Genomic DNA, 14,409 nt, shown 5'->3' with positions numbered 1-14,409 from the left:
ATCCAAAGTTTAAAATTATAATACGCTAATATATTTTACATTATACAAAAAAGCCTCCTGAGAAACTCAGGAGGCTTTTTTTACATTCTGTTTACTGTTCCAATTCCCAGTAGTTCCAACGATTTTTTGATCGTTTTTGCTGTAAGATCTGATACATTCAAACGGAATTGCTTTATGTTTTCATCATCCTGATTCAAAATTGGGTTATTCTGATAGAATGAGTTATATGATTTCACAAGGTCATATAAGTAGTTTGCGACTAAAGCAGGGCTTAATGTTTCTGCTGATTTTGACACTATCGTTTTAAAATTGGCCAACTGCATAATCAATTCTTTTTCAAATTGATTTAAAGTAACATCTGCTGTTTCTTTATATGTAAACTCAGCCTTAGATAATAATGACTGGATACGAGCAAAAGTATATTGAATAAATGGTCCGGTGTTTCCGTTAAAGTCAATACTTTCCGCAGGATTGAAAAGCATTTTTTTCTTTGGATCTACTTTTAGCATGAAGTATTTCAATGCACCCAATCCTACTGTTTCATAGGATGTTTCTTTATCTTCATCAGAAAGAGTTTCCAGCTTTCCTAGCTCCTGAGCTTTAGATTTTGCAGTTTCATACATTTCCTGCATCAGGTCATCAGCATCTACTACAGTACCTTCACGAGATTTCATCTTTCCTTCAGGAAGTTCTACCATCCCATAAGAAAGGTGATACAGCTGATCTGCCCATTCGTAGCCTAATTTTTTAAGGATCTTAAATAATACCTGGAAGTGATAATCCTGTTCATTTCCTACAGTATAGATCAACTTTTGGATATTATTTTGCTTAAAACGTTCTACTGCAGTTCCTAAATCCTGCGTCATGTAAACAGAAGTTCCGTCAGAACGCAATAATAATTTTTGGTCTAGTCCTTCATCTGTCAGATCACACCAAACGGAACCGTCTTCTTTCTGATATAGAACACCATTTTCCAAACCTGTCTGGATAAGATCTTTTCCTAGGATATAGGTATTACTTTCATATTGAACCTGATCAAAATCTACACCCAATCTCTTATATGTTTCATTAAATCCCTTGTATACCCAAGAATTCATTTCTGCCCAAAGATTTCTTACTGTTTCATCTCCATTTTCCCAGTCCAAAAGCATTTTTTGAGCTTCCTTAATCATTGGAGCATCTTTTTTAGCCTGTTCCTCAGTAATCCCTTTGCTTACAAGATCTGCAATTTCCGTCTTGTAATTTTTATCAAATTCTACATAGTAGTTTCCTACAAACTTATCTCCTTTTGTATTTGTCGTTTCAGGAGTTTCTCCCTTTCCAAATTTCTCCCAAGCTAACATTGACTTACAGATATGAATCCCTCTGTCATTGATAATCTGTGTTTTGATCACATCATATCCGGCTTCTTTTAAAATCTGTGCTACAGAGAATCCCAACAGGTTATTTCTAATATGTCCTAGGTGAAGCGGCTTATTGGTATTGGGTGAAGAATATTCCACCATTACTGTAGCATTTTTCTTTTCTATTGTTGAGAAACCACTGTGTACAGATCTGAAATTATCTACAAACAATTGATTTTTTACCTTAACATTAAGGAAGCCTTTTACCACGTTGAAGCTTTCGAAAATATCCGTCTGCTCTGTCAAAGCCTCACCTAGCTCAACCCCAATACTTTCAGGGTTTTTCTTTAATTGTTTAACCAACGGGAAAGTAACAATGGTAAAGTCACCTTCAAACTCGGTTTTATTTTCCTGAATCTCCAGCTTAATGTCTTTTAACTGATATACATTTAAAATAACCTCTGAAAGCTTTTGTTCTATAATATCTTTAATATTCATGTCTCTACGTTCTCTTTTTAATGGTCAAGATGATATACCTTTATAGAGGTGTTTCATCTTCAATTTTGAAGTACAAATATACGGAAATAAAAAAACCGCTTTCAGGCGGTTTTCTTATGAATTTTATTCTTTTCTAAAACTAATGTCCTTTCATCATTTCTAGGCACATTATTTAAAATTGTTTTAAGGACAATCTACTGCATAACATCTTTTTTTAATAGGATCCCCCAGCAGCCTCCATTAATTGTACACCATTCCGGTGCAGAACCACCTTGAATATTTTTCAAATTTTGGATTGATAATTTTTTCAAATTTTTCATATTATTATTTTTTTGTGTGATATTAAATATAATAAATAATTATGAAATAGAGATAAATTTTTAGCTCGACATATACCTAATATCTTTTTTAATATTCTGGAATAAAAACCTTTGTAAACAAAAAAACCGCCCGAAGGCGGTTTTAATTTATTATAGATAAAATATTATTTAAAATTTATCCCAGAACACTTTTGCTCCCTGTACATCTCCATCCACAGATCCCCATTGTTTTACACTTGCATTTGCTCTGTTGGTACCATTTACACTTCCCTCATTAACTGGATAATAAAGTCTTGTAGGTACATCTCTGGACCCAGGCTTTTCAAATACTCTAAAATCAAGTCTTTTTGAAAATTCCCATGCTTCAAAACCTCTGTTGTAAGCAGCAATCCAAGCCTCATTTCCAATTTTTTGTTTCCATGTTCCTGGTAATGTTACATAATTATTTGCAGCAATATATGCAGAACTAGCAGTAGCATCTACTCCCCAAAAATCCATTGAAGCTTTGATACCATTATTAAAATAAGTTGCAGCAACTCCACCAACACTATATCCTCTTTCTGCAGCCTCTGCTAACATGAAATTAACTTCTGCAGCATCAAACAAATAAGCATAATTATCTGCTTTTGTTATATTAGGATTAACTTGTGAAAAATTGGCATAAACATTTTGTTTACCATATAATCCTCCTACATACAAACCTGAAGGAGCTGTGGTAAAATATTTAGCACGTCTTGGGTCATTACTTGTATTCATTACATCTACTAATGTATTGGCAGCCACATAATCATTTCTTCCACTAGTTACTAACTCTAGGTTAATAGGATTAATAAACGGACCAGCTGCTGCAAATTTCAATCCGATATTTTCAGCATTAGTAAGTAATACACCACTACTCACTGCACTTTCTACAGTTGATTTTGCCAATGTATTATCTACATCAGCTAAGTTTAGTCCAAGTCTTAGCTTTACACTGTTAATAAATGATTTAATTTTATTTACATTCCCTCCAAAAAAAGAATCATAAGATCCAAAGCCTGATGATGTATTAGAGTTTAATAAAGCAAGAGCGGCATCACATCTCTTAATCAAATCAACATAGATGGTTTTAGAATCATCATAAGCTGGATTCGGATATTTATCAACCTGTACCGCTTGTGAATAAGGAACATCCCCATAAGTATCAACCAATAAGCTGTAAATATAAACTTCTAAAGCTTCAATAGTAGCTATTTTGCTTGCTTTAAGAGCTGCATCTCCTTCTGAACTAATCCCTGCTCTTACCAATTCCAGTTTCAATAATTGAGCATACATAATATTCCAATTATTATCTGGTACACGTCGCTTTGGAAGATTATAAACCGACTCATCAGTATACTGAGTCTCAGTCCACTGTTGTGTAAAAAGTCTAAAAATATTAAGATTTACACTTGGACTTGTCAACTGAGTCATTACTCCTACTTCTGCAGAAGCAAATAAAAAGTTAGGATCTACAGTCTCTGGATTTTTAGAATCACTATTTAATGATGTTATATCTCTTTCACACGATATCAACGCCATGCTCCCAATAAATAGGCCAAATATTACTTTTTTCATTTTGATTTCAATTAAAAGTTAACGGTAAAATTAGCACCGAATGTTCTTGTCGTTGGCATAGCACCAATCGAATACCCTCTTGACAAGTTAGCACCTTGTACCCCTGTTACTGAACCTCCTGTATATCCTGCTTCAGGATCTGCATAAGGCAAGTTTTTATGAATAATCCATAAGTTTCTACCAAATATTCCAAACTTCATTCCTTTAATAAAAGTATTAGCGTATAAACTTTTAGGAACATCAAAATATATTGCAGCTTCTCTCAACTTAATAAATGAAGCATCATATACAAATTGTTTCGCAGGATAATTTCCTGAAGCCAAGATTGATCCTGTTTCAGATGGATAATTATCTGGAGATAATGGAATATTGTTTTGAACGTATTGCCCATTTTGGAAAATAACTCCCGGTAGTACAACTCCTGGCTCTCTGATAGCAAGAGTTTCCGGATAGATTCCTGTATCTGTTCCATACAGCATATCTCCTGAGAATACACTTCCTCCCTGCTGTCCATCAATAAGGAAAGTGAAAGTAAATGCTTTATAAGCAATACTATTTCTTACACTCCATGTATATTGAGGCATGATATTACCAATAACATTAGTTTTGGATGTAGTCATCATATACGCTCCTGTATCAGGATCTATAAGCTTTTGTCCATCAGGCGAATAAACAAAATCCGTTCCCCAAATCTGTCCATAAGCTTCACCTACAGGTGCATTAAATGTAACATCATTTACCGCTCTTCCTAACTGTAGATTTTTGATTCCCTCATTAAGGCTTAGTACTTTATTTTTATTAATTGCCCAGTTCCAGTTCATATCCCATCTGAAATCTGAAGTTTTAATTGGTACTAGATTCAACTGTACTTCTATCCCTTTATTTTCTAGCTCACCAGCATTATACCATTTACTTCCATATCCAGAGGCGCCTGATACCGGAACCAATAAGATTTGATCTTTAGAATTTGTTTTGTATAAACTCACGTCAAATCCTACTCTATTATTTAAGAACTTCGCTTCCAAACCTACTTCAACCTCTGTAGATCTTTCTGGTTTTAGATTTGGATTATTTTTAAAGCTGTTTGGATCTACAATTGGAAGATTGCCATAAAGACTTCGGATATTATAAGTATCTGCTAATCTGTAATTATCTGTTGTTTTACCAACCTGCGCCCAGTTTCCTCTCACTTTTAGGAAAGAAAGCCAATCTTGCTTGATTAGATTAGACAATACTACAGATCCTGAAATGGATGGATAGAAATAAACATTATTACCGCTCGGTAAGTTAGATGATTTATCAACGCTTCCCGTACCTTCCAAGAAATAAGTATCTTGGTATCCTAAAGATATCTGTCCATATGCTCTTGGCAATGTAAACGTAGCACTATATTCCTGTGTAGGAATTACCTGTCCGGCAGAGTTTCTAATAGCATATAATCCCGGAACAATTAATCCTTCTCCAGTACTACCTGGCTGAGTAGAAGCATCTGTAGTTTCTATTGTATTTCTTCTAAGAGAGGTTCCTAATACAGCTCCTAAACTGATGTCATTATCGAATTTTTTGTTATAATTCGCAAATAAATCAAAATTGGTTTCGTTGGTGTATAGATTACCTAAATAATATCCTGATCTTGCATTAGACTGTGGATTTAAAGTACTTGGTAAACCTGGAACAATTCCAAAAGGTTCGGCATGACTGCCTACAGCCTTTCGAACTTCTGTTTTTTGATTTGAAAAATCGGAAGATAGTCTACCCGTTAAGCTGATTGCATTTGAAAATTTATAATTTAACATTGCATATCCAAAAAAACGAGTTCTATAATCACTTTGATAGTTTTGATAACGATCAAAATAAGGGTTATTCCAATAAGCAGGAGTATTAAAGTTGGAAGGACTGCTATATCCATTAAGATTCCAAGAGACATTTTGGCCTCCTGTATTGAAATAGGCATCTCTCAACTCATACATATCTACGTTAGTCTGCCACCATTGTCTGAACCCTGAAAGAATATTATCATTATATCCTGTTGAGTTTCTACCAGTTGTATTTTGCATCGTTAATGATGAATAAACTGTCGCAGAGAGTTTATCTGTTAACTTATAATCAAACTTTGCAGAAATTGTATTTTTCTTTTGATCAGAGTTAGGTAGTACTCCTGTGGTTAAGAAATTATTATAATTCAGGAGAATACTTCCATTCTCGCTTCCTTTTTCTATGGTAACAGAGTTAGAAGTTGTTTGTGCACTTTGAAAAAAATCAACAGGAGTATGTTTTGCTGCTACCCAAGGAGTAGCCTTATGATATCCTGGTAATTGTGGAAATAATGAATTCCACTGATACACCATTAAACTAGGATCAAAAGCAGTTCCCACCGATGCATCATTATTGGTTCCTACAACCAAATCAAGAACACCGTCCCCATCAACATCTCTTTTCAGGAAACTAGATCCTCCATATCCTGCTCCATACTTATTTTGATATTTAGCAAAAGTAGATCGATCGATCTCCCCATATTGATATTCTGTAGAAAGTGTAACTCCCCATTCGTCATTTTTTCGGGATTTTCCTTTTTTAGTAGTAATTACCACAACCCCTGCAGAGGCTCTTTCTCCGTATAAAGCAGAAGCCGCCGCACCTTTTAGTACGTTAACACTTTCAATATCATTGGGGTTTAAGTCAGAAATCGAGTTACCTCCATCGAAAATAGTGTAAGAGCCGGAAATAGTGCTGTTATTATTGCTGATTGGCACACCATCTACTACGAAAAGAGCCTGGTTATTTCCTCCAATGGACTTCATCCCTCTAATCACGACACTGGAAGCCCCACCGAAGTTCGAACTTGTGACAACCTGAACACCTGCTGCCTTACCAGCCATTTGGCTGGAAATGTTACCAGTATTCGCCCCTTCTCTCAAAACATCTCCTTTAATTTCCTGAGATGCATATCCAAGTGCTTTTTTCTCTCTTTTAATTCCGAGTGCAGTTACTACCACGCCCTCGATTTCTTTTGTTTTAAGTGTATCCTTCTTTTCTTGAGCATTAGCTACAGCAATAGAAGAAGACAATACTAAAACAAGAAGACCTGTTGTTAGTTTCTTCATATCAAATTAATTTTGTACCCTACAAATTTGTAAAACTTTCTCAACAACACAAAGGAATTTTTAAAAAAAATATAGACTATTTAATAATTGCTAACAAAAACAATGAATAAATTATTAAATTAAGTTAAAAAAACTCTTTTTAACAAAAACAAAAAAAATTAATCGATATTTTTTTTCATAAACATCAACAGCATCAATTATTGATATCATCTATAAAGATTCATTCTAAATAGCATAATAACAATTTGGTTTACAGCAATATAAATCACTTTCAATAGAATAAAAACCCACATTCATCAAAACATACAATGTAACACATAATTTTTTTCAACAGAAAAAAGAGAAGAAAAAAGTTCTATAGACCGCAAACAATAGATTATAATCGTAAGAAAAAAACAGAAAATATATGAATAACTTAATATAATAAAATCATCAATATGGCCTATCTAAAAAAAACGTATTTATATTTAATTTTCTTAATAATCATCAATCATAAAAAGTAGAATTATTAAAACCTACCCGTATGATGATTCAATAATTTCTCTTATTTATAAATTTTATAAAGGCATAAAAAGATAGGGTAAATGCATTCGTTTTTCTTTAATTTTACCGTTTTATATCGCATATAAACATGGAATTATTACAAAAGTGGACGGATACCTACATCGAAGCAGGGTGTGATGAAGTCGGAAGAGGCTGTTTAAGTGGGCCGGTTGTAGCAGCAGCCGTTATTTTAGATGATAAATTTCAACAAAGTCTGGTAAATGATTCAAAAAAATTAACCTTTAAAACCAGAATGGAACTGGATAGTTATATCAAGGATAATGTGAAAAGCTATGCCATTGCCGAGTTACCTCCCGCATTTATTGATGAACACAATATTCTTAATGCCAGCATTCATGCCATGCATCGTGCTTTGGATCAGTTAACAATAATACCTGAGCTTATCCTGGTAGATGGAAATAAATTCCATCCTTACAATTATATTCCCCATCAATGCATCATTAAAGGGGATTCAAAGGTACTATCTATAGCTGCAGCATCTATTCTTGCCAAGAACTACAGGGATACACTAATGATTGAACTTCATAAAGAATACCCTGAATACGGATGGGATACCAATTTTGGATATGCCACAAAAAAACATCAGGAAGCCCTTATCAAGCACGGGCCCACCATACACCACAGGCAGTCTTTCAGGCTTAAATATGATTAATAAACTATAATACGCCAGAGTTTTAGAGTGTATTCAAATAAAAAAGAGAAGCAAAATTGCTTCTCTTTTTTGTATGATAGATTATTTCTTTCTATTTTTTTGTTGCTCTTGAGTCTGTTGCTGCTGTTGAGCTTTTTCCATCATTTCTCTCATTCGCTTCTGGAACTTACCTTCCGTCTTAGGCTTTTCCTTATTACTCTGAATTTGTGCATGGATTTTCTTTTCATCCAGAATCACATATTTAATAACAAGGATAATTAAGATATTAATCGCATTCGATACAAAATAATACCAAGAAAGACCAGACGCCGAAGTATTTAAGAAGAATAGGAATGTAATCGGGAAGATATACATCAACACTTTCATGTTTGGCATTCCCTCTTGCTGTGGCTGCTGCATATTTCCTGAAGTCATTACTGTATAAATCAAGATAACAATGGTACATGCCAGAGCAAAAACACTTAAGTGATCTCCAAGGAAAGGAATTTTAAATGGTAATTTGATCAAATCGTCATAAGCTGTTAAGTCTTTTGCAAACCAGAATCCTTGCCCTCTTAAATCTATAAAGTTCGGGAAGAAACGGAATAATGCATAGAAGATCGGGATCTGAACCAATGCAGGGAAACATCCCGCCAACTGATTAACACCAGCCTTTCTGTAAACTTCCATGGTAGCTTGCTGCTTTTTCATTGGATCAGCATCCTTGAACTTAGCATTCACCTCATCAATTTCCGGACGGATTACTTTCATCATCGCACTCAGCTTATGCTGCTTGTACATAATTGGTGAAAGGATTAGTTTTACAATAATTGTCATTAGGAAAATTACCCAACCTGCAGTTAATCCCCAATCAGCAATAAGGTTATACATTGGCATAAAGAAACCACGGTTCATCCACCCGATGAATGACCATCCTAATGGAAGAATCTCATCAAAGTTTTTATCGTAAGATTTCAATAATTTCAAGTCTAATGGCATGAAGTACCAAGTAAAGTCTTGATTCAGTTCACTTCCTGTCATCTGAACGAAACCTTCGTAGTTTAGCTTTTTCAGGTATTCTCCCTCTTCAACATTCTCCTGATTTCCTTTGCTTTGGGTAAATCCGTTCTTAGCTTCAATAACAGAAGTAAAGAACTGTTGTTTTACCCCAATCCAGTTAAGCGTCTCTTTTTCTTCCTCCATGGTTGTTCTTCCGTCATAATCATAATCTTTATAATTATTGAAAGCATAAGAGAATTCTGAGTGAGACTGCTCCTGAGCTCTCCCTTTTTCTAAGTTTCTTACACTGTAATCCCAGATAAAATCTGCTTTATTATCAGAAGTAACATTGGCTAAACCTTGGGTTCTTACTTTAAAATCTAATGTATATTTATCTAATAAAGTGTAAATAAACTGAATAACAGCACCATTATAGTTTGCTGTCATTGTCACAGCATTTCCGTTAACAGCAGGTGAGAAAACTAAGTTTTTAGTATTAATAACTTTCCCTGTTTTGTCTTTAAATTGGAAACCGTAGTTTGAATTATTTTTATTGATCAGATAAAGCGGAAGATCTGCCTGATCTGTTTTGTGGTCATATGCTTTATATTCAGAAAGCTGAACTTTAGAAACCTGCCCTCCTAAGCTAGAGAATTCAATATTCAATTCTTTATTTGACAAATTTGCCGTCTGAATGGCGCTAGGAGTTACATTTGGATTGATATTGTTTGCCTGAGTTTGTTTTACGGCATTTTTTACCTGTTCCGTTTTTTGCTGCTGAGCTTTTAACTCCTCTTCTTTTGCCTGTTTGTTCTGGAAATAGAACATAAAGCCAAAGAGAACCAGGCATAAAACCGCGAAACTAATCATCTGCTTCTTATCGATTCCGTTGTTTTGTTGCATTTTATTTTATATTAAAATTTTAAATTTAAAATGTACGTACTGGTGTACGTAATTTGAGCTGACAAAAATACTGTTTTTTTATCAAAACTCTATGCTTTACTATGTTACTATATAACAAACTCAAGCTGAGAATAATCAGCCTGAGTTTATTAGTAGACGTTTATGATAAAAAATTACCTTATTTCTTTTCGCAAGCCTTAATGAAAGCTCTGAATAAAGGATGTGGCGTAGCTACCGTACTCTTATATTCCGGGTGATACTGAACACCTACATAGAACGGATGATCAGGTAGTTCTAAAGCCTCTACCAATCCTGTTTCAGGGTTTGTACCTGTAGCAAGGAAACCATTCTTTTCAAATTCCTGAAGATAATCACTATTAAATTCATAACGGTGACGGTGTCTTTCAGAAATATTTTTGCTTCCGTAGATATCAAATAACTTAGAACCATTTTTCAGGGTACATTTCCAAGCACCAAGACGCATGGTTCCTCCTTTATCAATTACATTTTTCTGTTCTTCCATTAATGAAATTACAGGATCCGGAGTTGCTGTATCAAATTCCACTGAGTTTGCTTTTGTATGTCCTAAAACATTTCTGGCAAATTCAATGGTCATGATCTGCATTCCTAAACAAATTCCCAACATTGGAATTTTATTCTCTCTAGCATATTTTGCCGTAAGAACTTTTCCTTCAATCCCTCTGTCTCCAAAACCTGGAGCTACAAGGATACCATTCACTCCTTTCAGTACGTCCTTAATGTTTTCTTCTGTAATGTCTCCACTGTATACCCATCTTACCTTTACTTCAGTTTCAAGGTCTGCACCAGCATGCTTAAATGCCTCTGCAATAGAAATATATGAATCCTGAAGAGACACATATTTTCCAACCAATGCAATTTCAACAGTTTTCTTAGGGTTCTGGAATTTCTTAAGGAAACTCTTCCAATCCTTAAGATCTGCAACTTTATCGCTTTTCAGATCTAGTTCTTTCAATACTACATCATCAAAGTTTTGCTTCTGAAGATACATTGGAACTTCATAGATTGTTTCAAGATCCTTACATTCGATAACATTTTCTAAAGCTACGTTACAGAACTGAGCTAGTTTTGCTCTCTGATCTTTTGGAATTTTATGTTCTGTTCTACAAACCAATACATCAGCCATAATTCCGCTTTCCATCAATTGACGAACGGAATGCTGTGATGGTTTTGTTTTTAATTCTCCACTTGAAGCCAGATAAGGCAATAGTGTAAGATGAATCACCATAGAATTTTTCTCTCCCAACTCCCATTTCAACTGACGAACAGTTTCAATATAAGGTAAAGATTCAATATCTCCGACAGTTCCTCCGATCTCAGTAATAATGATATCGTAGTTCTGCTTGGAAAGCATTTTAATTCTACGTTTGATTTCGTTAGTAATATGAGGAATTACCTGAACTGTTTTTCCAAGGAAGTCTCCTTTTCTTTCTTTTTCAATTACAGTTTGGTAGATTTTTCCTGTAGTAACGTTGTTATTTTGGGATGTAGGAGCATCAAGATAACGCTCATAGTGGCCTAAATCCAGATCCGTCTCCGCACCATCTTCAGTCACGTAGCACTCTCCGTGCTCATAAGGATTCAATGTTCCCGGGTCGATATTGATATAAGGATCAAGTTTTTGGATGGTTACGTTAAAACCGCGTGATTTTAGCAATAGTCCCAGAGAAGCAGACACGATTCCTTTTCCCAAAGATGAAGTTACACCTCCTGTCACAAAGATGTACTTTGTATTCTTTTTACTCATTAGATTAGGTTTGTGCAAAGTTATGGGAAAAAGAAACACAAAGCAATCTTTTAGGTTTTGAAAATGAGAAAACATGCTTCAAACAATTATAAAACCTGATTAAATTTTTTATCTATATTTGATATAAGCAAATGACAAAAAGTAAAAACAACCATGATTTCGGTATATAAACTAAAACCCAAATTCCAGCAGCTGCTCACCCCTATTTTATTATTTTTAAATAAGAATAATATCACAGCCAATCAGATTACCATCAGTTCAATCCTTTTATCTGTAGTCATCGGAGTATTGTTTTGGAATGCAGATGTTTCGAAATGGTTCTTCCTGAGTCTTCCCATTGGACTGCTCCTGAGAATGGCCCTGAATGCACTGGACGGAATGATGGCCAGAAGATTTAACCAAACCAGTACATTAGGAGAAGTTTTAAATGAAGTAGGTGATATCATTTCTGATGTCATTATATTTTTTCCTTTGCTTAAATTTCAGTCTGAAAGTGTATACCTGATTGTGATTTTTATTGTTTTAGGTGTCATTAACGAATTTTCAGGACTGTTGGGAAAGATTGTTGGAAAAGAGCGCCGCTATGATGGCCCCATGGGGAAAAGTGATCGTGCCCTTATGTTAGGATTATATGGGTTACTGCTATTTTTTGGTGTCAGGATCACGTCCATTTCAAACTATATTTTTGGCACCCTTATTATTCTTCTCCTTATCAGCACCTATACTAGACTCAAGAAATCTCTGAATGAAGCCTGAAGAAAATAAATTTGCAGATGTTCCTTTAAGAGTAAAAACATGGATCTATATCATTATTGTTTTTGCCCTCGGAATTTCGCATCCTCTTATGACTGCTATTTTTGTTTCATGGATAAGCGCACAATCTTTCTTTGAGTTTTCAAGGATGTTTAAAGTTCATGAAAAACCTATTATTCCATCTTTGCTTATTGGAGTTTCACAGTTTTTTCTGCTCCACTTTCTAAGTATTGAAAGCTACTTTTTATACAGCTCCATATTAGGAACTGTTGTGCTGCTCTATTTTTTCATGTTAAAATCATCCACCAAACAATTGACGGGTATTTTTATTACTTTAATGGTTTGTCTTTTTGCTTTTCCTCATCTGCTATGGATAAGAAGTGATTCCAATGGCATTAGTTCTATAATCTTTATTGTTGTAGTGACAGAATTAAATGACGTTTTTCAGTACTTAATGGGTAAGTTCTTTGGAAAGCATAAAATAGTTCCTAAAATAAGTCCTAATAAAACACTGGAAGGATTTGTCGGCGGAGTTTTACTTACGATAATCCTAAGCAATATTTTAGGATTCTTTTTACTTAAAACAGATATTATAACCAATAGTATTATTGGAATGACCCTTGGAATTTCAGGATTTTGTGGAGATATTTTCATGTCCTATTTAAAACGAAAAACTGATGTAAAAGATACGGGTAATCTGCTTCCCGGTCATGGAGGCCTCTTGGACAGAATGGACAGTCTTATTTTCAATGCCCCTTTATTTTTCTGGATACTATCGTTTCTGATCAAGAATTAAAATCATGGATGAAAAATTTAAAAGAGCAGTAATTTTTTCAGGAGGCGGAACAAGGTTAATGATCTACCTTGGAATTTTTGCAGCTCTGGATGAATTGAATATGAAACCTGATGTTCTTATTGCATCATGTGGTGGCTCCTTTGCAGCAGCTGTTATTAATGCTTTCCCGGATCATTTTTCAAGAAAAGAATATTTGAAATCTGAGGAATATTTTCAGTTTGTATCGCAAACTACATTAACAAGACACAGAAAGCTTTCTGAAATAGGAATTTTTTCATTAAAAAAATGTTTTGACAAAAGGAAAGCTCCCTTTATTGAAGATATTTTCAACAGATATCTTGTTGAAATGCCTCAGGACCTTACTGAATGTTTTCCATCAATAAAAAACACTCCTTTTTCAAAAGAAATCCCAACAGTCATCATTGGCTCTGAACTTCTTTTCCCTCCACAGGATTCTCAACAGTTAAGAAACGGAAAAAAACTATTTCAAAAAGTGATTTTCACAGATGCTGAAACCGCTAAAAAAATAGGTAAGGAATATATTTCTACTCATCCCAAGAGCTTTAAAAATAGTGCCGTTGAAGAAACCTCAAAAATTATCACCGATTTTTCAATGCTTGAAAGCACCAGAGCTTCTGTTTCTGATATGTTTTATGTAAAACCGCTCTGTCTTTATGACAGATATTTCATGGGTGGGGTGATAGACCTTGTTCCGATTGAGTTGGCAAGGCATCTTTCCAAAGAGGTGATTACTGAAAAAAAACAATCCTACACCCTCATAGAAGAAGCCCTTATCCGTTCTGTTTTTGGCTTCGGTGCTAATGAGAGGTTAATGGAAACGGAAAATATGATCTCAGAATTTCAAATTGACACTACCGGTATAAAGCAAGATCTTAAAGGACATTATCTGGAAAAAAGAGTCAACTGGAAAAAACTGGAGATCGATTTTTCATTCCCGAAAACATATCCACAATTTGTGGAGGATATGGAAATGCAGTGGCGATATGGCTTTGATGAAACAGTGAAAAATATAAGAGATAAACTATAATTTTTTTCAACCACAGAAGTCATAAAAGCGTTTTAAGTGATAATAAATCCCTGCCATTATCCTACTTT

The 14,409-nt window shown here is 34.5% G+C and carries 10 protein-coding genes; 4 read left to right on the top strand and 6 right to left on the bottom strand.

The window, feature by feature from the left end:
- Positions 1 to 80 precede the first annotated feature (80 nt).
- From argS to SCA31_RS09465, 4 genes are all read right to left on the bottom strand, one after another.
- A complete protein-coding gene (gene argS / locus SCA31_RS09480; protein ID WP_410696714.1) occupies positions 81 to 1,841 on the bottom strand; it encodes an arginine--tRNA ligase in 1,761 nt (586 codons plus the stop codon).
- Positions 1,842 to 2,035: 194 nt separating this feature from the next.
- Positions 2,036 to 2,161, bottom strand: coding sequence for a bacteriocin-like protein (locus SCA31_RS09475; protein ID WP_410696712.1), 126 nt, complete (start codon positions 2,159 to 2,161; stop codon positions 2,036 to 2,038).
- Positions 2,162 to 2,329: 168 nt separating this feature from the next.
- Positions 2,330 to 3,757 carry a SusD/RagB family nutrient-binding outer membrane lipoprotein gene (locus tag SCA31_RS09470; RefSeq protein ID WP_410696711.1) on the bottom strand — a complete coding sequence of 476 codons (1,428 nt, stop codon included), beginning with the start codon at positions 3,755 to 3,757 and terminating at the stop codon, positions 2,330 to 2,332.
- 11 nt (positions 3,758 to 3,768) lie between these two features.
- A complete protein-coding gene (locus SCA31_RS09465; protein ID WP_410696709.1) occupies positions 3,769 to 6,861 on the bottom strand; it encodes a SusC/RagA family TonB-linked outer membrane protein in 3,093 nt (1,030 codons plus the stop codon).
- 631 nt (positions 6,862 to 7,492) lie between these two features.
- Between SCA31_RS09465 and SCA31_RS09460 the strand changes: the two genes are divergently transcribed.
- Positions 7,493 to 8,077, top strand: coding sequence for a ribonuclease HII (locus tag SCA31_RS09460; protein ID WP_410696707.1), 585 nt, complete (start codon positions 7,493 to 7,495; stop codon positions 8,075 to 8,077).
- A gap of 81 nt (positions 8,078 to 8,158) precedes the next feature.
- Here SCA31_RS09460 and yidC read toward each other — a convergent pair whose 3' ends face one another.
- Both yidC and SCA31_RS09450 read right to left on the bottom strand, forming a co-directional pair.
- On the bottom strand, positions 8,159 to 9,958 hold the full coding sequence (yidC, locus tag SCA31_RS09455; protein WP_410696705.1) for a membrane protein insertase YidC: 1,800 nt from the start codon (positions 9,956 to 9,958) through the stop codon (positions 8,159 to 8,161).
- A gap of 178 nt (positions 9,959 to 10,136) precedes the next feature.
- On the bottom strand, positions 10,137 to 11,744 hold the full coding sequence (locus tag SCA31_RS09450) for a CTP synthase (RefSeq protein ID WP_410696703.1): 1,608 nt from the start codon (positions 11,742 to 11,744) through the stop codon (positions 10,137 to 10,139).
- Between the two features lie 153 nt (positions 11,745 to 11,897).
- Here SCA31_RS09450 and SCA31_RS09445 point away from each other — a divergent pair, with 153 nt between their 5' ends.
- Genes SCA31_RS09445 through SCA31_RS09435 form a run of 3 tightly spaced genes read left to right on the top strand, consistent with a single transcriptional unit; the run spans position 11,898 to position 14,341 of the window.
- Positions 11,898 to 12,500: a CDP-alcohol phosphatidyltransferase family protein gene (locus tag SCA31_RS09445; RefSeq protein WP_410696701.1), complete on the top strand. Its 603-nt coding sequence runs from the start codon at positions 11,898 to 11,900 to the stop codon at positions 12,498 to 12,500.
- Complete coding sequence (locus SCA31_RS09440; RefSeq protein ID WP_410696699.1) at positions 12,490 to 13,293, top strand: phosphatidate cytidylyltransferase; 804 nt, start codon at positions 12,490 to 12,492, stop codon at positions 13,291 to 13,293. The genes SCA31_RS09445 and SCA31_RS09440 overlap by 11 nt, the downstream gene beginning before the upstream one ends.
- A gap of 4 nt (positions 13,294 to 13,297) precedes the next feature.
- A complete protein-coding gene (locus SCA31_RS09435) occupies positions 13,298 to 14,341 on the top strand; it encodes a patatin-like phospholipase family protein (RefSeq protein WP_410696697.1) in 1,044 nt (347 codons plus the stop codon).
- The last annotated feature ends 68 nt before the right edge of the window (positions 14,342 to 14,409 follow it).

The organism is Chryseobacterium sp. SIMBA_028, from assembly GCF_046535285.1.
GTDB lineage: Bacteria > Bacteroidota > Bacteroidia > Flavobacteriales > Weeksellaceae > Chryseobacterium.
Note: the sequence above shows the minus strand (reverse complement) of the source record. Positions and strands in the feature narration are given on the sequence as shown.

Coding starts and splice junctions, on each gene's coding strand:
- argS (WP_410696714.1), bottom strand. CDS start 1,841: ATGAATATTAAAGATATTATAGAACAAAAGCTTTCAGAGGTTATTTTA.
- SCA31_RS09475 (WP_410696712.1), bottom strand. CDS start 2,161: ATGAAAAATTTGAAAAAATTATCAATCCAAAATTTGAAAAATATTCAA.
- SCA31_RS09470 (WP_410696711.1), bottom strand. CDS start 3,757: ATGAAAAAAGTAATATTTGGCCTATTTATTGGGAGCATGGCGTTGATA.
- SCA31_RS09465 (WP_410696709.1), bottom strand. CDS start 6,861: ATGAAGAAACTAACAACAGGTCTTCTTGTTTTAGTATTGTCTTCTTCT.
- SCA31_RS09460 (WP_410696707.1), top strand. CDS start 7,493: ATGGAATTATTACAAAAGTGGACGGATACCTACATCGAAGCAGGGTGT.
- yidC (WP_410696705.1), bottom strand. CDS start 9,958: ATGCAACAAAACAACGGAATCGATAAGAAGCAGATGATTAGTTTCGCG.
- SCA31_RS09450 (WP_410696703.1), bottom strand. CDS start 11,744: ATGAGTAAAAAGAATACAAAGTACATCTTTGTGACAGGAGGTGTAACT.
- SCA31_RS09445 (WP_410696701.1), top strand. CDS start 11,898: ATGATTTCGGTATATAAACTAAAACCCAAATTCCAGCAGCTGCTCACC.
- SCA31_RS09440 (WP_410696699.1), top strand. CDS start 12,490: ATGAAGCCTGAAGAAAATAAATTTGCAGATGTTCCTTTAAGAGTAAAA.
- SCA31_RS09435 (WP_410696697.1), top strand. CDS start 13,298: ATGGATGAAAAATTTAAAAGAGCAGTAATTTTTTCAGGAGGCGGAACA.